This is a genomic window from Pseudactinotalea suaedae, assembly GCF_009733815.1.
GTDB classification, from domain to species: domain Bacteria; phylum Actinomycetota; class Actinomycetes; order Actinomycetales; family Beutenbergiaceae; genus Pseudactinotalea; species Pseudactinotalea suaedae.
The window spans coordinates 1-17486 of sequence record NZ_WNXY01000002.1 but is presented as its reverse complement, the minus strand read 5'-3'; the positions used below and the strand labels follow the sequence as shown (position 1 = coordinate 17486).

Sequence of the window (17486 nt, the reverse complement as noted above, 5' to 3'; positions counted from 1 at the left end):
TCACCCGCCCTGGACCCGGTCGGGCCGTGCGCCGATCTGCCAGTCCGAGCCGTAGGTCGAGAACAGGCGGGCTGCCGCGGCGGAATCGACGTCCGCGGTGGCGCGGTGCAGCGCCTCGGAGGACGTGAGCCCGCTCGCGAGCCGCTGGTGGTAGGCGCCCATCAGCCGGGCGGCGACGCCGTCGTCCACCGCAGCCACCGCGGCCACGACGCTGCGGGCGCCGCAGGCCAGCATGCTCGCAGTCAGGCCGATCGACTCGTCGCCGGGCCGGATCAACGCCCGACCGGTGTCGCACGCCGAGAGCACCACGTGCCCCGCCCGCACGCCGCGGCGCTGCAGCTCGTAGGCGAACAGCGGGCCGTCGTGCATCGTGACCGAGGAGAACAGCGCGTTCTGCTCATGGTGGTGGCCGTGCGCCGCCACGTGCACCACGTCGGCGCTCACGAGCGCCTCGGTGAGATCGGTGCCGGTGGCGTGCGCCACCGCGGAGCCGTGCTCGCCCCAGGCGCGGGCGACGGCGGCCGCCTCGTCCTCGCCGCGCTCCAGCCCGGGACCGGCCAGCGCCGCGACGCGGTCGACCTGCGCCGGGTCGCGCTCACCCGCCACCCACGCGGTCAGCGAGAAGGCGACGACCAGCGGTCGCTCGTCCAGCCCGGGGAGCAGCCGCCAGGGCAGGGATCGCAGCACCTTGGTCCGGACGACGACGAGTCTCGACCGGGTCATCGGCCACGGGATGAGCCGAGCGACGCCGTCGAGCCTCCTGGCGAGGGAACGACGCACGACGGCGGCGAGCGAGGAGGGCAACCGGCGCCCGGCCATCGCCACGTCGGCGAGGAGCAGCCGGTTCTGTTCGGCGACGTGGTCGGCGTCGCCGAGATCGTGCAGGCGCGTGCCGCGTGCATCGATCGTCACCGCACCGAGCCGGCCCGCGGCCGCGAACAGCGCGATCACGTCGGTATCGCTCTGCGCGGCGAACGCGCTGACCTCGGCGGCCCGCACCGGTCGCAGCAGCCCGGTGCTCCCGTCGTCGTCGGCGAGCTCCCACTCACGCTGCCGGATCGCCCGTTCGAGCTCCTGCACGCGCCAGGTCAGCGCGTCGGTCCCGGGTGCGTCGGCGCCGTCGCGAAGCTGTGAGCGGAGCACCCGGAGCTGGGTGAACAGCTCGTCCAGCAAGCCGTCCTGGTGCGGGACCAGGCTCGGCATGCGGGTGGTGGCCGCGCGCCAGCGCTCGGTCGCGGTGAGCACGCGGCTGGGCGAGCCGGTCGCGAGGGCGATATCGACGTCGAGGGTGACGAGCCGGCCCGCGTGCAGCGCGAAGGCGGTGCGGGCATCGAGGGAGGCGGGCCGTGCCTGCTGCTCGGCCATCCGTCGAGCGGCGTCGCGGAGCCGGCGCCGGGCACGGGTGCGCTGGCCCGCGGCGAGCGCGAGCCGCGCCGCCAGCCAGTCCTGCTGGAGACGACCGGCCGGCGAGGTCGCCGTGCCGCGCACCTGGGCGAGCAACCGGGTGGCTCGGTCCTGGTCACCGGCGGCCAGACTGGCCTCGGTCGCGGCCAGCAGCGCGGCGCGGCGGACGACGCGCGACTGGGTCGGGAGCTCCTGCAACCGCTCGGCCAGCTGCGCGGCCGCCCGGGGCCGCAGCCCCGCGGCCAGGGCGGCCTCGGCGCGCAGGATCTCCGCCTGCACCCACCAGCCGTCGGCGCCCCGACGCCGGAACAGGCGACCCGCGCGGGTGGCGGCCGTCGCGGCCCGGTCCGGATGCCCGCGCAGCAGCTCGAGGCGTGCGGTGTCGACGAGCGCCTCGCCGACCTCGTGGTGCAGCCGCAGCTCGGTGGCGATCGCCACGGCCTCCTGCAGCAGCGGTGCGGCCTCGTCGGCCAGGCCGGAGTTCATGAGCACGCGCGCGTAGTCGCGCTTGGCGGTGGCGCGAGCGACACCGACGTCCATGCGGTCCGCCTCGCCCATCGCGTGAAGCGCGCCGGGCACGTCGCCGGTGAGGAAACGGGTGTAGCCGAGGTTGTGGCGCGCCTTGAACTCCAGGTCGGGCGCCCCCGCGGTCTCGGCGAGGTCGAGCGCGGTCTGCAGGTCGACCATGCAACGGCGGTGGTCGCCGAGGTACAGCCGTGCCGTGGCGCGGTTGAGATGCACGGAGGCCAGCTGGCGAGGCGTCAACCACTCGCTCGTGGGACCGAGCGTGCTCAGCAGGTCGACCGCCACCCGCCAGTGACCACAGCGGGCGAGCAGCCCGGCCCGCTGGACCAGACCGAGGGCGCGAACGCCGTCACCCGCTCGCCCGGGGACGAGGGCGTCGGCCTCGTCGAGGAGGGCGAGCGCAGGGTCCAGACCGCCCCGCTCGAACACGGGGGAGGCCAGCGTGATGGTGGCGAACCCACGCAGCACCCGGTCCTCGGGGGTGGCCCTGGGTCGCGACAGGACACGGATGGCACGGCGCAGCATCTGCTCCGCGGCGGAGGGCCGTCCCATCGAGCTGGCCGCGCGGGCCCGCTCGATGAGCTCGGCCACCGGGACGGGTTCGGCGACCATCGCACTCGGATCCTCTGAGGTTGCGCGCCAGCCTAGGCCATCGGCTCAGACCTCCATGGACGGGGTGATGACGGGGCTGATCTCGACGTCGACGAACCGGAACAGGAACTGGACGAGCCCGCGCTCGACCCGGGCGAACGCGAACCGGCCCTCGGGGTCGACCGTCACGCTCGAGGTCCGGCTGCGTTCGCGCAGCTCCACCTCGGCGAGGTCGCCGTCGACCCAGCCGTCGACCCGGGCCGAGTCGGCATCGACGCGCGTGATCGTCACGACGGCGGACATCGACCCGCTCGTGAACGTCACCGTGTCGACGCGTTCGTAGTCCCGGCTGCGGACCCCCGCGAGCTCGCCCGGCAGGCGCTGCAGCTCGGCGATCTCCGCGTGCAGGGCCTGCACGGTGAGGGCGAGCTGAACCCGTTCATCGAGGTCCGGGGGCATCGGGTCGGCGGTCTGGAGCGTAGTCCGGAGCTCGTCGAGGAGAGCAGCGTCGATCTCGTCGAGCGGATGGTCGAAGGTCGGTTCGTCGGTCATGTCGGTGCCCCCCAGGACGTGTCGGATCGCAGAGCTCGGCGCAGCGCGTCCAGGCAACGCCCCCGGGTGGGGCCGATGCTGCCCACGGGCATGCCGAGTGCGGCGCTGATCGAGGCGTAGTCGGGTCGGTCGGCGAACGCGATCACCTGCAGCAGGGTGCGACACCGCTCCGACAGCCGGGCGACGTGGTTCCAGAGCACGCGCTGGTCCTCGTCGAGCTCGGCCAGCGCCTCGGGCGACAGGTCCGGCGACGGCGCCTCGTCGTCGAGATCGCTGGGCACCTCGCGCCGGTCGCGGCCGGTGCGCCGCCAGCACTCGCGGCGCACGGTCACCATGAGCCACTTGAGCAGCGCCTGCGGGTCGGCGACCCGGTCGGCGTGCTCGACGAGCCGCAGCCAGGCGACCTGGACCACGTCGGCGGCCGTCTCGGGATCGGTGCCCTGGCTGCGGGCGATGCGCCACAGCAACGGGTTCAGCAGCTCCACCACCTCCGCCATGCGGTGGCTCTCGCCGGCGCGGTACGCAGCGAAGGCCCGCCCCGCGCGGACCGCGAGGGAGTCGGGTGCGCCAGGCGCGGTCACGGCGTGGCCTCGGCGGGCCCCGCCCGGTCGAGGACGGCGGCCAGCGCGCGGCGGGTGTGCTCGGGGCCGGTGCCGCCGGCGAGCCAGGCGTCATCCCTCGTGAGGGCGGTCGCGATCTCGGCAGCGAGCACCGGGGCCGCGAAGGAGGTGCCGCTCCAGACGGCGAACCCCGAGGAGTAGTCGTCACGGTCGACGGTGCTGCGATCGCCGACGACGACGCTGGGGGAGCGTCCGCCCTGCAGCGCGGTCGGGACCGTGCTGACGATGGCCGCGCCGGGCCGGTAGGTGGTGACCCAGGGTCCGTCGTTCGTGAACAGCGCGATGCTCGCCTGGTCCGGGTTCGTGGCGCCGACACTGACCAGGGGCGGAGGTCCCTCGTCGGGCACGGCGCGTCCGCGGGGGAGCGCGAGCGCGGCGGGGTAGAAGGGGTCGGCCACCGCCCCGTTGCCGGCCGCGGCGACGACGGCGATGCCCGCCTCGGCGAGCTCGCGCAGCAGCCGGCCGAGGCTGGACGTGGAGGCGATGTCCTCCTCGGCCGAGTCCTCCTCGTGGTGGTAGCCCATGGACAGGCAGACGACGTCGACGAGCTGGTCGGTCTCGCCGGTCGCCAAGGCGTCGAGCTGGCGATCGAGGAGGCGCCGCAGCGCGGTGTGGACGAGGTACTCCTCGACGACGCCGTCGGCACCGAGCACCGGGATCGACAGCAGCCGCGTGCGGGGACTGCGCTGGCGGACCACGCCGGCGATGAACGTGCCGTGGCCTGCCAGCGGACCCACGGTGCCGGTGAGGCGGTCGATGACGCCGGTGTCGCGGCCGTCGACGAGGAGGTCCTCGACGATCGGGTCCCACCGCTCGACGGCGGGATCGCCGTCGGGGAACCACGGATGGATGCCGAGCCCGGTGTCGAGGATCGCCACCACCGGGGTGCGCGAGGGCTGTGGCGCGTGGAGGCGCGGGTCCGCAGCCTGCCAGACCACCGGGGTGCGGCCGCCGATGCCGGCGGCGCCGTACTCACCCAGGCCCTGCGCCTGGCGGCCGCCGAAGGGCACCGGGTCCCAGTACGGGACCGGGTCCCAGTAGGGGACCGGGTCCCAGTACGGCACGGGGTCCCAGTAGGGCGCGGCGACCATGACGTGGTTGAGGCCGATGCGGCCTTCCAGGTCGGGGTGGCGGGTGAGGACGGTCTGGAGCACCTGCCAGGCGTCGACGCCGCTGCCGAGCCGGTCGTCGCAGCGGGTCAGCGTCAGGCGGGTGCTGAGCAGACCGGAGCCGCCCCGGGCGCGGGCCGTGGTGCGGGCCGCGTGGCACGAGCAGTCGATCTCGAGCTCGCCGTCGAGGAGGGACCGGATCGCCGCGACGGCCTCGTCGTCGGGTCCGTCGGCGCCGGTCAGGAGCAGCGAATCACCCACGTAGGCGGTGGCTGAGAGCCGGCGGCTGCCGCGGCGCACGGCGTTCACCGGGTCGAGGACCCGGAAGCGCTGAGCGGCGTTGCGGCGTGGTCGGGGGCGAGGAGGCGTGCTGTCGGACATGGCTCTCCGAGTAGTCGGGACTCGTGGCCGGAGTGGTGCTCAGCGTAGGGGTCCCGGGGCTGCGTGGTCGGTCGAACGGAAGGACCCAGGACGGGCGTGCCTGATACACGCAGATCTGAGGTGCTCACACATCGGGACCGGGGCTGGGCCGCCGGATCGCGACGGCGACCCAGCTCTGGATGTCCCGACCGACGCTTCCGGGGAATCGCCTCCCGCCCCGCGATCACGTCGGAGGTATCAGAGCGCATCCTCGGTCGCTCATCACCGCTGAGACGGGCGGTGCGGGGACCGCCGGCGCCCGGTCCGGGATGGCTGGGGCAGGTGGTGAGGATCGAGGGGCTGAGCGCCGCGGGGGCCGCTCAGCGCCCTTCGCGCGCGAGACCCGTCACGGGGTGTGCCCTGGCCGAAGCAGCTCTGCCGCTGCGGTAGGCTCGTCCAGGCCCTTCGGGGCCAGCGGGCTGTGGCGCAGCTTGGTAGCGCACCTGACTGGGGGTCAGGGGGTCGCAGGTTCAAATCCTGTCAGCCCGACGTTGTGATGTCTCAGGACATCGGAATAGCCCGAACCTACGGATCGTGGGTTCGGGCTAGTTCTTTGTGGGGCTGGGTGGCTTGCTGGTGGGTTGGTAGTCGCGGGTGAGGTCGATGGTGAGCTCGCGCAGGATCTCGCCGGTGCTGGCGTTGATCACGGTCACGTCGAGGTCGTGGATCAGGAGCTTGACGTGGGTTCGGGCGTGGGCTCGGCCGATGCCGATGTGGCGGAGTTTGCCGGCGACGCGCAGGGTGACGACACCGGAGGCGTCGATGCGGTCGGTGCGCACTCGGTCGTGGCTGGGTGTGGCCAGAGCAGTGCCAGGGGTGGCCTTGATCCTGTTGTTGTAGGCGGTGGCGGGGGTGGCGCGGTGTGGCAGGGAGCGATGGGGGCGGTGGTTGTTGTACTGGTCTGTGAAGGCATCGAGCAGGGTCTGCAGCTCGGTGAGGGTGGCGGGCTGGTCGGGTTGGGCGCGTAGCCACTTCTTCATCGTCTGCCACAGGCGCTCGATCTTGCCCTGGGTGGTGGGGTGGTTGGGCTTGCCGTTCTTCTGAGTGATGCCGCGCCGGTGCAGCTCGGCTTCCAGTGCGGTGCGGCCGCCGCGGTTCTTGGCTCCGGCCAGGCGCACGGTGTAGACCATGCCGTTGTCGGTGAGGGTGCCGGCGGGGTATCCGTGCAGGTCGCCGGCTTGGCAGAAGGTGGCGTGCACGATCTTGGCGGTGATGCGCTGGTGAGCGCTGGCCCGCAGCAAGTAGCGGGAATGGTCATCGAGCCAGGCGATGATCTCCATGTCGGTGCCAGCTCGCCCGTCGGGGCGGGTCAGGCGATAGTGGGTGAAATCGGATTGCCAGCACTCGTTGGGCTGGTCGGCTTGGAAGCGGATGTAGGAGGACTTGGGACGCTTGGCTGGTTCGGGTTTGACCAGGCCCGCGCGGGACAGGATGCGGTTGATCGTGGGTCGGGACAGCGTGGTGCTATGGGTGTGTTCCAGATGCCAGGCGATGGTCTCAGCGCCGGCGTCCAGGCCCGCTCGGGAGAGCCGGCGCCGGATGTCGAGCACGAGGTCGACGGTTGGTGGTGCGGTGGCGTTCGGGTTGGTCTTCGGTCGTCGGGACCGGGCCTGGAACGCGGCTTCGCCTTCGGTTCGGTAACGGGCCATCAGCTTGCTGATCCAGCCCTGAGAGACCCCGTAGCGGCGGGCCACCTCCGACTGGGACTGACCCGAGAGCACGGCAGTGATCACAAGACGACGCTTCGACATGCCCGAGACTCATGCCGATGACCTGAGACACGCTATGCCGATGTCGTGAGACACCCCATTCCGATGTCCTGAACCAGCACACTGTCAGCCCGACGTTGTGATGTCGCAGGACATCTGCAAGGCCCGAACCCACGGTTGTGGGTTCGGGCCTTGGTCATTTTCGGGGTTGGTAGTCGCGGTTGGTGTTGATGGTGAGGTCGCGGAGGATCTCGCCGGTGGTGGCGTTGATGACGCGGACTTGCAGGTCCTGGATGAGCAGGATGACGTGGGTTCGGGCGTGGGTTCGGCCGATGCCGATGTGGCGGAGCTGGCCATGGACGCGCAGGGTGACGGTGCCGGACTTGTCGACGATGTCGTGGCGGACGCGGTCGTGGGTGTCGGTGTCGCGGCTGGGTCCGGGGAGGGCTTTGGGCCTGGTGTCATAGAGCGCTGCTGGGGTGGCTCGGTGAGGCAGGGAGCGGTGAGGGCGGGTGGTGTTGTACTGGTGTCGGAACCGCTCTAGGAGGGTTTGGAGGTCGGCCAGGGTCGCCGGTTGGTCGGGCTGGGCTCGGAGCCATTTCTTCATCGTTTGTTGGAAGCGTTCGGCTTTGCCGCAGGTGGTGGGGTGGTTGGGTCGGGAGTTCTTCTGGATCACGCCCCAGGTGCGTAGCTGGGCTTCGAAGCCGTTGCGGCCGCCTTGGCGGCCGATGCCGGCCAGGCGGACGGTGTAGACCATGCCGTTGTCGGTCAGTGTGGATGCGGGGATGCCGTGCTGGGCTGCGGTTTGGCGGAAGGTCGCGGTGACGATGGCGGTGGTGATCGGGGTGTGTGCGGACAGGTGTAGGGCGTATCGGGTGCAGTCATCGAGCCAGGTGATGATCTCGACATCGGTGTGAACCGCCCCGGGTTTCGTGGAGGCTCTGGTGTGTCCTGGGTTCCACGGAGTCGAGATTTCGTGGATCTCATGCCACGGTGATGATGCGGTTGCGTTCGTACTCTAGGGGCGTGTGCCATCCGAGCTGGCCGTGGCGGCGTTGCCGGTTGTGCCAGATCTCGAGGTAGGTGAACATCGCGTTCGCGAGCTCGATCCGGGTGTCCCAGGTCTGGGTATCGAGCAGCTCGACCTGCATCCGGGACCAGAACGCCTCGATCATTCCGTTGTCGTAGCAGTCGCCGATCGATCCCATCGAGGGCAGCAGCCCGGCCTGCTTCGCCCGAGTCGTGAAGGCCCAGGACCCGAACTGCACGCCCTGGTCAGAGTGGATCACGGTGCCCGGCGCGGGATGGCCACCGAGCCGGGTCTCGATGGCCATCCCGAGCGCGTTGGTCGCCAGCGCTGCGGTCGGTGAGGAGTCGATCGACCACCCCACGACCCGTCGGGAGAAGGTGTCCAGCACGACGCAGCAGTAGACCTTGCCCTCGCGGGTGCGGTGCTCGGTGATATCGGTGACCCAGAGTTGATTCGGCTCAGCCCGAGTGAAGTTGCGTTCGACCAGGTCGGTGGCGATCTGGTCGGGGATGATCCGCTTCCACTTGCGCCGGCCTGCCAGTCCCTGCAAGCCGGCGCGCCGCATCAGCAGCTCGACCTGCTGGTGCCCCACGGCGATCCCGCGGGCCATCGTGAGTTCGGCGTGCACCCGGCGGGCGCCGTAGCGGCCATGCGAGGCGAGATGGATCTGGGTGATCAGATCGGTCAACCATGCATGCCGCACCGCCCGCTCCGACGGCGGCCGAGAGCGCTGCTCGTAGTACCCGGACTCGGAGACACCGAGCACTCGGCAGGCGACCTGCACCGGAAGTCCCGCGGCGGCGATCATTTCGACCGCCGCGTACCGTCTTTTGGGTCCGCGTCGGCCTTGAGTGCCTCCACCGCCTTGGTGGCCACCGCCAGCTGGGTCTCCAGTTCGGCGATCTTCCGCCTGGCGGCCGCGAGCTCCGCCTTCTCCGGGCTGCTCAACCCGACGGCTTCGCCGCGGCCGATGCGCTCCTGCTGCCGCCAGCCGTAGATCGTCTGATCACTGATCCCAGATCGGCAGCAACGCTCGCCACGCTACGACCCGAAGCGAGCAGATCCAGCACCCGGCGCCTGAACTCGGCCGGGTAACCCGTCGTCCCATCTCGTCCTCCTGTACTCAAAGAGCACCAGAATCCAAGAAATCTGCACTCCGTGGAACCCAGGACACACCAGGCGAGCCAGCATCCTCCGCCGACTTGGAGAGCGAGAATTCACGTCCCGGAGGTGGCCGTATCCGCAAGGATCCCCCTTGCGATTCAGGCCAGTGCGCTGCCGGTTGCGACGTACTCCGCGCGTGCAGGGTCAGCCAGAGGGCGGGACCGATTCGCGATGCGGACGAGACACACAAAGCGGGAAACGGGCCGAGCCCGAGGACGCCACGAGCGACAGGAGAGCAGCGGTTTGCTGATGTACCTAGAGATCGCGCACGCACGATACCTCGCTCAGCGACGTGCTGACACGCACGTCACACCGGCCGAGCAAGAATCTCCGCTACCACAGCCACACCCACCCGCAGCCGCAGACCGTGATAGCGAGGAGCAGTCCTGTCGCGATCAATCGTGAAGCGCTCAGCTGTCCTGCCCGCGCTCAGCTTGCACCGCTGGCAGGGTGACGACATTCCGCGGTCGCCGACGGTGCCGTTGGGGATGATGTTCGTGATGCGGGCGAGGTCTTCAGTGGAGAGGGACACGTCGGCTGCGACGATGTTCTGAGCGACACGCGCAGTGCTGCCGGTGCCAGGGATGCGGACGATGTCATCGCTTCTGAGCGAGGATCGCCTGGTTCGTCGCGACGTTCGGCATGAGGACTCCGGCAGATCGGTGATACCCGGTCGCCGTCGCTACGACTACTGACCGGGCTGGACACCTGCCGGGTGCTCGCCGCGGCTCCCGCACCTCCCGACCGCCGCGACCGGCCTTGCCGGAGTGTTCGTTCCTCCTGCATCGGAGCCACCGTACCGCCTGCATCGGAGCCACCGTTCCGCCTGCATCGGAGCCACCACGCCTCTTGCAGATCGATGCAGGGCTACAAACGTGAGAAGGTACCAACCATGACTAGTGTCCGAGAAGAGTTGGTTGCTGCGCTCCCGGTGCGAGACTTCCTTCTCTACGTCACATCGACGCGAAACTTGCTCGAGGTGATCTCCGAATCCGCGCATTTCAGTCTGCATGTTGCTTCGTTTATGCGTTCGTCGCCCGTTAGCCCTAACGAGCGGTTTGAAGAGACCTCTGTGGGGTACATGTCAGAGAGTCTCCAGCGCGAGATAGACAATGAGTTTCCGCTACTGCACGCGAACGCTCTGGTGGGTCTTTGGGGAGCTCTAGAAGCCTGCATTAATGACCTGTGCCTGCTTTGGCTTCAGTGTATGGATCGCCGTAGCTTGGGTGAGGCGTTAGCGGGCGCACGGGTGAAGATGGGGGAGTACCTCAGTCTGGACGACGACGACCGTTGGCAATGGCTCCTGCTTCAGCTTCAGCGATCAGACGCGGCCTCGCTTCGAACAGGCATCGGCCAATTTGAATCCATACTCAAGCCATTGGGAGTTTCACCTCAGGTCGACGACGCTGTCCGCACAACGCTTTTCCGGATCAAGGCGATGAGGAATCTTCATGCGCATCGGGCAGGGCGTGCTGATGCGAAGTTCCTTCGAGAGTGGCCAGGACACCCAGCTGAAGTTGGTCGGCTCGTCGTTCCGACCAAGAAGCAGATAGTCGCGGGATATACGGCAATGGTGCTCTATATCGACGGCGTCCATGACGCCATGCAAGTTAAGATCGGGAACTCCCCATCACGGCGCGATTTGCCGCCTTGGATCGAGTCCATGGACGATCTTGTGTCGATGCTTGAGCCAACCGCGAACGTGCCCGAGGGCGCCCCATGGTCGCACCATTTCTCGCGAAGCGCAGATAATTCCGAACAACGTCGCGACGAGACCACCTCCTAACTGAGCGCGGTCACCTCAGGCGGCCCCCCGCGGCGCTCTCGCGCTGAACTTGAAGCGCGCGACCACCCCGCCCTAGTCGATTCTGCTTGGCAGGAGTAGATGGGCCCTCGCTTGGCGCTCGTACGCGAATGCACACCTGGCCCCTCGCGCTCCGCCGCCGAACGGAAGTTGAAGCAGCAACTCGCCGAACGCTCCCTGTACCAGCCCGGATTCAACGGCATGAGCGCTGACAGCCCCTTCCCGGAACTCGTCACCTACTGGCTGGAAGACATGAGGGTCGAAGACCGACTCTCACGAACCACCAGAAACCTGTACGAGCGAGACATGCGCACCCTCGTCCTCCCCGCGTTCAAGGAACTCACACTCCGGGAGATCGGCGTCGCCCGCTGCGACTACTTCCTCAAGCAACTCGCCAGACGCAGCTACAGCCGAGCCAAGCACGCCCGCGTCGTCCTCCGTCTCGCCCTCGCGCTTGCCGTCCGCCACGAAATCCTGCCCCGCAACCCGATGGACCACGTCTCCCGGCTACACCGGAAGAAGACCATCCCGGACGCGTTCACGATCGGCGAGGTGCAGGAGATCCGAGCAGCGATCAAGGCATGGGAGTCACGGCGGATTCTGGCGGGACCGAGGCCCGATCGGCAACTCGGGCAGATCGTCGAGGTCATCCTCGGCACCTCCGCCCGCATCGGCGAAGTCCTCGCCATCCGCCTCCAGGATCTCGACCTGGACGGCCCGATCCCGACGGCACGGATCGCCGGGACGATCGTCAGCCGCAAAGGCGAGCCGACCCACCGGCAGGACCATCCGAAGACGGATCGCTCGGTTCGCCGCGTCGCGCTACCGTCGTTCGCGCTGCACGCGATCCGCTCACGCCTTCTCCGTACCGGCGACGCCGAAGCGGGCGCGCTCCTGTTCAGCACGCGGGTCGGTACGCCGCATACGACGAACAACATCCGCCGTCTCCTGCGCGATGTGATGAACGAGTTCGGGATAGAGAACGTCACCCCGCACCGCTTCCGCCGCACCGTCGCCCAGGGCGCGCTCCTCGCCTCCGAACTCCTCGGACACACCGACCCGCGGATCACAGTGCAGCACTACATCCAGCGCAACGAGATCGTGAACCCCGTCACCGCTGAGCATCTCGAGCGGGCTCTTGGCAAGGCTGGATGATGGCGGGAAAACGATGCCTGCGGAGGGATCGCGTATAGACATCACCGACGCTCGTCGTGCCGATCCTTACGGGAAGACATCAGTGATCGGTCCGCCCGTCACACCAGGTTCGAGGACCAGCACGGGCTTGTAGCGGGGCTCATCCTTCTTGTTGCCATCCCATTCATAGATGACGGTTCGCAGCGTGTTCAGGTAGCGCCCGATGAGTACGGCCATCGTGTAAGGACCGTGGAGGGCGAGGTGTACCTCGGCTCGTCCTTGACTGGCAGAGAGTCTCTTGATTTGTCGTGCGATGGCCGCGCTGAGACGAGCTGCTTCTCGTGGGTCGATTCGGTCTGTATCCCCAAGTGAGATGACCTCGGCCGCGTCGAACCCATCGGCCGAGTCGTTCACAAGCTGTTCGAAAGCGGTCCGATCTGCATGTGGGGTCAACGTCACGAAGACCGCCACGCGATGTTTAAGTTCTGCCGCTTGATCCTGTTCGATCTGGGTGGGCTCGATGGTCAGCTCGGTGGTCTGCGGGTCGTCATCGGGCGCGGCGGATGTCCAGGCATTGTCCTCTGGATCAACCACGACCACCCTGCCGTTCTTCGTTTCAGGCAGCGCCGCGCCAACTGCTAGCCCAACTGACAGGTGGGCTCCGCCCGATACGCGCACGCTCTTTGCGCCGGCCGCGTACACCGCATCGCTGGTCAGCGGAAGAGTCTTCTGGAACAGCTCCAGCCCTGCGCGGGAAGGAAGCCGCCCGTCGTCCGACGGTTTAAGTCGGATGTGGAGGTCCTCCTCGTCGGCGTCAAGGGCAGATGATGCGGGGCGGCTTTGCACGCGAATTGTGAAATCGCGTCCTTCTGCGCGAATGATCGGCTTTCGTTGCTCGATACGGTGCATCAGAAGGTCGCGCACGATCTCGACTTCGCCAGACGGCCGGCGCATGTTCGCCTGCTTCTTGTCAGCCAGGGTCCGCGCTGGCGCGAGTCGCAGGAGCCGATCCGGGGCATCGTAGTCACACTTCAACTCCTCGCCTGCCCGTTTGACCGTGTTCGCGATGCACAAACTGAATTCGGGATCGGCGTCGAGCTGGAGCAGCCGTGGCAGTTCGCGTTCACGGACGATGTCGCTGTGCGCGATGTCGGGGGTGACAACGAGCACGCCTGCCGAGAGACCTCGGGTGAGCGCCTGTTCGAGGCGGTCGGTGGTCGTGCCGGGTCGCAGGTCGGTATGGTCCCTCCACACGACAAGCCCGGCAGCCCTGAGCAAATCTTCGAGGGCGTCGGCTTGCGCGGTGCCGTCTGATTGGCGGTAGGAGATGAATACTGGGCCGTCGCCGCGGACGGCACCGTCCGGTAAAGGACCGAGGGGAGGGAATCTCGAAGGAGGAAGCGAGACGACTGCTTCCTTCGTTGTGGTCTTCCCGAACCGTTGGCGCCGGGCGATGAGTCCGAGGAACGCACCGGTTGCGTCAGGCGCAAAGACGAGCAGCGCGATCGGGTTGGGACTGATCTTGGCGGTCGCGCGCATCGCTACGTGATCTACCGTGCTCGGTCCGGATGGGGCTGGGTGGCTGTGCCACTCACCGACGTAGCCGATCGGATCATCGTCAGCTCGTTGAGCCAGAAACTCCTGCAAGAGCTCGTCCGCGCGAACGTACCTGTTCGTCGTTGCCCCTTGCCCTTCAACAACCAGGGCGTGAGTTGCCACGATGGTGCCGTTCTCCTGATAGCCGAGGAGGATGCCACCGGTCTCCCGAGGAAGGTGGTTCGCTGTCTCGAAGGCGATGGTCTCATAGGCATCGACCCGCAGATCGATACGCGGCGATGGTCGAGTCATTCGTGACTCCTCATTGCGCCGATCGACAGGTCTCGCGTTTCCCCCGCTGGGTGGAGAGGACGATCGACGAGCAGGCCGACGGCGTGACGCACGGTCGCTGCGGCCGCCTCGATCACCGCGTAAGGGGGCGTCGGAGAGATTGGACTGCCACAGCCGGATTCGAACAGTTCAGGCTCAGGCTGATCGACAACGACGGACGAGGACGGCAGCGGGTCGGCTCCGTCGAGCGGTGGCAGCACATCGATTCGATAGCTCGTGCCGCCGCTCTGGATCGCCGCTGAGACGATTCGCCTGGACAATGCCCGTGCAGTGACATGGAGGAGTGCAGTGGTGGCGAAATCGGCGGTGGCGTTCACCACGAGATCGTGCTCGCTCAGAAGCTCGACAGCCTCGTCACCCGAGGTGAGTGCGTGATCGACCACCGTGATGTCGGCAGCTGCAATCCCACGGCGGTCAACCAGATGCTGCTTGACCGCCTCAACCTTTGACCGCCCCACAGCTTCAGGGCCGACAAGGTGACGGACAAGATTCCCGGGCATAACGACGTCGCCATCGAGCAGGGTGACATTCTGAACACCAGAGCGCACGAGCATGTCCGCGATGAACGAGCCAAGGGCTCCGACGCCCACAACTGCGACTCGACGTCCGCGAAGCTCGGGAGCGAGCAGACCTGAGCGCGCGGCCTTGGCGGCATCAGTGTCGGCACCTGAGCTCACGCGTCTGACTGCGATGCCGCCATCGGCGGTAGGCCACACTTCGAGTGTGATTGCGCCGTCGTGAGAGCCGCGGCTGTAGATCAGCACCACGATCTCGATCGTGTGTTCACGGATTCTGCGGTCGAGGTCGACGCTAGGGCTGATAAGAGCGGAGATGTCGGCCCATGATCTTGGGGGCACGTCTACATCGCCGAGGTCGGCAACGAATCCGAAGCGATCCTTGCTGTGTTTCGAGGACTTCGCTGGCTTGGTGCCGCCGGCGATCCGCATCAGGTTGTTCGCTGCCGGGCGGAACCGAACGAATCCGCTCGGATATCGGGTCAGGTCATCGTAAAGATAAAGTCGCTCATCCCCAGAAGGATCGAAGTAGCGGTCGAGGTCGAGGTCGGGTCGATCGTCTGGCCAGCCTGCTGCCGCCTGTTCGAACCAGGCGGTGACATGTTCGAGGAACGCCGGCGCTTCCGTCCACCACAGTCCCTCGTGATCGTCTTCGGCGACCAAGCACAGCGCCCCGTCCAACTCCCGGTGCCAGGACCACGCGACCGCATCTGAGTCGAGCGGAACCACGCGAGGAGGCTGAAAGGGGTAGCGGGAACGCAACGTTACGAGAACCTCGGTCGCACCGCCAGGGTGAACGATTGTCCCTCGCCAGCCGTTGTCATCCTCCGTGAAGCCGGCTCGGATCAGCCCTTCCTCGAAGTGCTGCCGTGAGTATGCGACGTAGTCGTCGTACTCGGTGAGGGTCACCCGAAGGTCCTCGTTCCCGCCGGGACGGTCCGTGCGCCAGCCGAGATGGCGGACGCACGCTTCGACCCATCCTCGTTGAATCCCGGCGGCATCGGGAACACTGTCTCGTCGTCGCCGTTTTTGCCCAGCAGTTTCTGGAACGCCAGCGCTGCCTTGCCCTCGTCTTCCTCGCCGAGCGCGTCGCGTGCGGTTTCCGCAGCCTCAGCGAAACGAGTCTTGGCTGCTTCCAGCTCATCATCTGTCGCACGAATGCTGATGGTGTGCCCCGGCAGCGTGGGGTCGTTCACCCTGATGCCGAAGGTGACGTAGCCGTTAACGATCTTGCTGACCTCTTCGAGAGCAGAGACGTAATACTCTGCGTGATCGTTGCCCGAGACCAGGCCGGAGGCGAAGGCCTGGTACGCCGCGACCTCGATGAAGAACCCACCAGGCTTCTTGCCGGAGCCAAGTATCGAACGTCGGGTCTGACGGAGCAGCTTCACCGTGGGAACGTAATAGCCGTCATGCGCTGCGTTCATTTCGCTCGACAGCGACGTGAGCTTCTCCGGATTGGTACGCACCCACTCGTCCTCATCGCCCTTCTGCGGGATCTCCCACGTGTCACCGTCCCAGTAGGGGCGGGCAGGCACCGCGTCGACATACAGGTCGTACTCGGGGAACGACACCTGCAGACTGCGATCCTGGCGCTTGGTTCGCCGGTGACCATCGTCATCACTGCCGAACTCCGCATGCAGGACGGTGAAGAATCGGTCGAGGATGTCTTTCGACGTGACATCGTTCGGCAGGTCGGGGAGACGCACGAACACATCAACGTCCTTGACTCGCTTGATCGACACGTTCCTCTTGTACGAGCCGATCAGCACCGGGTCCACTCCGTACTCGGCGAGCTTCGTGTCGGCTTCGAGTGCATCGCGCACCAGCCGGTGTGCCTCTGGCGCGTTGGCCTTGTCATCGCCGGGCTCGATGGAGCTCAGCGCATCCTTGAACTGCTGCTTGAGGTGAGCCATCGGGCCCTCCGATCTTGTTGTGATTGTCTTGGACTTCTCTGAGCCTGCCTCACACCACCGACACTTCGGCGAGTACGAAGGGCAGGGGGCGTACTACTTCTTGCCGCGCTTGCCGGTGCTCTCGTTGGTCGTGGTCTTCGGGTGACGCTTCACCGTGGACTGCTTCACGAACCGACCCGTGACCGCGCTGCGCCCTCTCTTGCCTGCCATGCTCCTCACCTCCTTGATGTTCCAGACTCGATGTTGCGTTTCAATTCTAACACACTCGGTGTCGGAGGCGACGTGCCGTCGCAGATGTGACACACTGAGGTATGGCCAAGACCACGATCAACACGGCCGCGCTGTACTCCGCCCTAGACGCCGCGCGTCAGGAGAGGCAGCTTTCTTGGCGAGCACTCGCCGGTGAAGTAGGGGTGAGTCCTTCGTTACTCTCTCGGCTCGGCAACGGCCTCAAGCCGGACACCGACGGCTTCGCCACGATCATTGCCTGGCTTCGACTCCCGGCGGAGGACTTCTTCGAGCACGAGGGGCAGCACGACGACTCACGCGAACCCGACCTCATGGCGCAACTTGCACCGCTCCTGCGCGCCCGGAAAGACCTCAGCGAGACTGACGTCAAGTACCTGCAACAGGTGATCGGCGCGACCATCGAACGTGCGCGGGCCCAGGGATGACCCGTGCGTCGAGGATTCAAGACCGAGGCGAAGACCCTCGCGTTGGAGCTCAGGGCTGAGATCGGTCTCGACGCCCACGCGCCGTTCGACCCCTATGCCTTCGCATCTGAGTACGGCATCTCCGTTGTACAACTCAGCGACCTCGATGGCGCCGCGCCCGACCACTTCCTACGGGCGGACGGAAGCGCACTGTCCGGGGCGCTGATCCCGAACGGGAGTGGCACGGTCATCCTTGAGAACGACGCTCAGCCGATGACCCGCCGTCGCACCACCATGTGCCACGAACCCGCCCACGTCGTCCTAGATGTTCTGGCTCATGACGTTGGTGACGCCGGTGCGTAGTCGTGAGGCTGGGGGTTGGTCGCCGGCGGCGGTGTGGGCTCGATGGTAGTTGTAGTGGATGTTCCAGGTGCCGATCGCGGCGGCTCGTTT

13 protein-coding genes, 1 tRNA gene and 2 pseudogenes are annotated in these 17486 nt (G+C 67.3%); 4 read left to right on the top strand and 12 right to left on the bottom strand.

Going from position 1 to position 17486, the window contains the following annotated elements; translation table 11 throughout:
• From GPA04_RS03505 to GPA04_RS03490, 4 genes are read right to left on the bottom strand one after another with little or no spacing between them, the layout of a single operon-like run.
• The gene (locus GPA04_RS03505; RefSeq protein ID WP_156222471.1) at positions 1-2541 is read right to left on the bottom strand and encodes a CHAT domain-containing protein; all 2541 of its coding nucleotides are present in this window, start codon (positions 2539-2541) and stop codon (positions 1-3) included.
• A 45-nt stretch (positions 2542-2586) separates the two neighbouring features.
• The gene (locus GPA04_RS03500) at positions 2587-3072 is read right to left on the bottom strand and encodes a hypothetical protein (protein WP_156222469.1); all 486 of its coding nucleotides are present in this window, start codon (positions 3070-3072) and stop codon (positions 2587-2589) included.
• Entirely contained in the window at positions 3069-3653 is a 585-nt protein-coding gene (locus GPA04_RS03495) for an RNA polymerase sigma factor (RefSeq protein ID WP_241680580.1), read from the bottom strand. Before GPA04_RS03495 ends, GPA04_RS03500 begins: the two co-directional genes overlap by 4 nt.
• Complete coding sequence (locus GPA04_RS03490) at positions 3650-5182, bottom strand: S8/S53 family peptidase (RefSeq protein WP_156222466.1); 1533 nt, start codon at positions 5180-5182, stop codon at positions 3650-3652. Before GPA04_RS03490 ends, GPA04_RS03495 begins: the two co-directional genes overlap by 4 nt.
• A 454-nt stretch (positions 5183-5636) precedes the next feature.
• Here GPA04_RS03490 and GPA04_RS03485 point away from each other — a divergent pair.
• Positions 5637-5710: transfer RNA gene (locus tag GPA04_RS03485), tRNA-Pro, on the top strand.
• Between the two features lie 56 nt (positions 5711-5766).
• Here the strand turns inward: GPA04_RS03485 and GPA04_RS03480 are convergent.
• The 4 genes and pseudogenes from GPA04_RS03480 to GPA04_RS03465 form a co-directional block, all read right to left on the bottom strand.
• Positions 5767-6972: an integrase core domain-containing protein gene (locus GPA04_RS03480; protein ID WP_156222464.1), complete on the bottom strand. Its 1206-nt coding sequence runs from the start codon at positions 6970-6972 to the stop codon at positions 5767-5769.
• Positions 6973-7126: 154 nt separating this feature from the next.
• Positions 7127-7840, bottom strand: a pseudogene (locus tag GPA04_RS03475) (integrase core domain-containing protein); the annotation flags it as partial.
• A 73-nt stretch (positions 7841-7913) separates the two neighbouring features.
• On the bottom strand, positions 7914-8768 hold the full coding sequence (locus GPA04_RS03470) for an IS3 family transposase (RefSeq protein ID WP_156222462.1): 855 nt from the start codon (positions 8766-8768) through the stop codon (positions 7914-7916).
• The gene (locus tag GPA04_RS03465; RefSeq protein WP_206674110.1) at positions 8765-8908 is read right to left on the bottom strand and encodes a hypothetical protein; all 144 of its coding nucleotides are present in this window, start codon (positions 8906-8908) and stop codon (positions 8765-8767) included. The genes GPA04_RS03470 and GPA04_RS03465 overlap by 4 nt, the downstream gene beginning before the upstream one ends.
• Before the next feature lie 1108 nt (positions 8909-10016).
• On the opposite strand from GPA04_RS03465, the gene GPA04_RS03460 reads away from it, so the two are divergent.
• Both GPA04_RS03460 and GPA04_RS03455 read left to right on the top strand, forming a co-directional pair.
• A complete protein-coding gene (locus GPA04_RS03460) occupies positions 10017-10910 on the top strand; it encodes a hypothetical protein (RefSeq protein ID WP_156222458.1) in 894 nt (297 codons plus the stop codon).
• A 168-nt stretch (positions 10911-11078) separates the two neighbouring features.
• The gene (locus GPA04_RS03455) at positions 11079-12083 is read left to right on the top strand and encodes a tyrosine-type recombinase/integrase (RefSeq protein WP_241680578.1); all 1005 of its coding nucleotides are present in this window, start codon (positions 11079-11081) and stop codon (positions 12081-12083) included.
• Positions 12084-12149: 66 nt separating this feature from the next.
• Here the strand turns inward: GPA04_RS03455 and GPA04_RS03450 are convergent, their stop codons facing one another.
• Genes GPA04_RS03450 through GPA04_RS03440 form a run of 3 tightly spaced genes read right to left on the bottom strand, consistent with a single transcriptional unit; the run spans position 12150 to position 16380 of the window.
• Complete coding sequence (locus GPA04_RS03450) at positions 12150-13910, bottom strand: SAVED domain-containing protein (protein WP_156222454.1); 1761 nt, start codon at positions 13908-13910, stop codon at positions 12150-12152.
• Positions 13907-15373, bottom strand: a complete 1467-nt coding sequence (locus GPA04_RS03445) for a ThiF family adenylyltransferase (protein WP_156222452.1) — start codon at positions 15371-15373, stop codon at positions 13907-13909. The genes GPA04_RS03450 and GPA04_RS03445 overlap by 4 nt, the downstream gene beginning before the upstream one ends.
• A complete protein-coding gene (locus GPA04_RS03440; protein ID WP_156222450.1) occupies positions 15370-16380 on the bottom strand; it encodes a nucleotidyltransferase domain-containing protein in 1011 nt (336 codons plus the stop codon). The genes GPA04_RS03445 and GPA04_RS03440 overlap by 4 nt, the downstream gene beginning before the upstream one ends.
• Positions 16381-16691: 311 nt before the next feature.
• Here GPA04_RS03440 and GPA04_RS03435 point away from each other — a divergent pair, with 311 nt between their 5' ends.
• Positions 16692-17054 carry a helix-turn-helix domain-containing protein gene (locus tag GPA04_RS03435; RefSeq protein ID WP_156222448.1) on the top strand — a complete coding sequence of 121 codons (363 nt, stop codon included), beginning with the start codon at positions 16692-16694 and terminating at the stop codon, positions 17052-17054.
• 300 nt (positions 17055-17354) lie between these two features.
• Here GPA04_RS03435 and GPA04_RS03430 read toward each other — a convergent pair.
• Positions 17355-17486, bottom strand: a pseudogene (locus tag GPA04_RS03430) (IS481 family transposase); the annotation flags it as partial.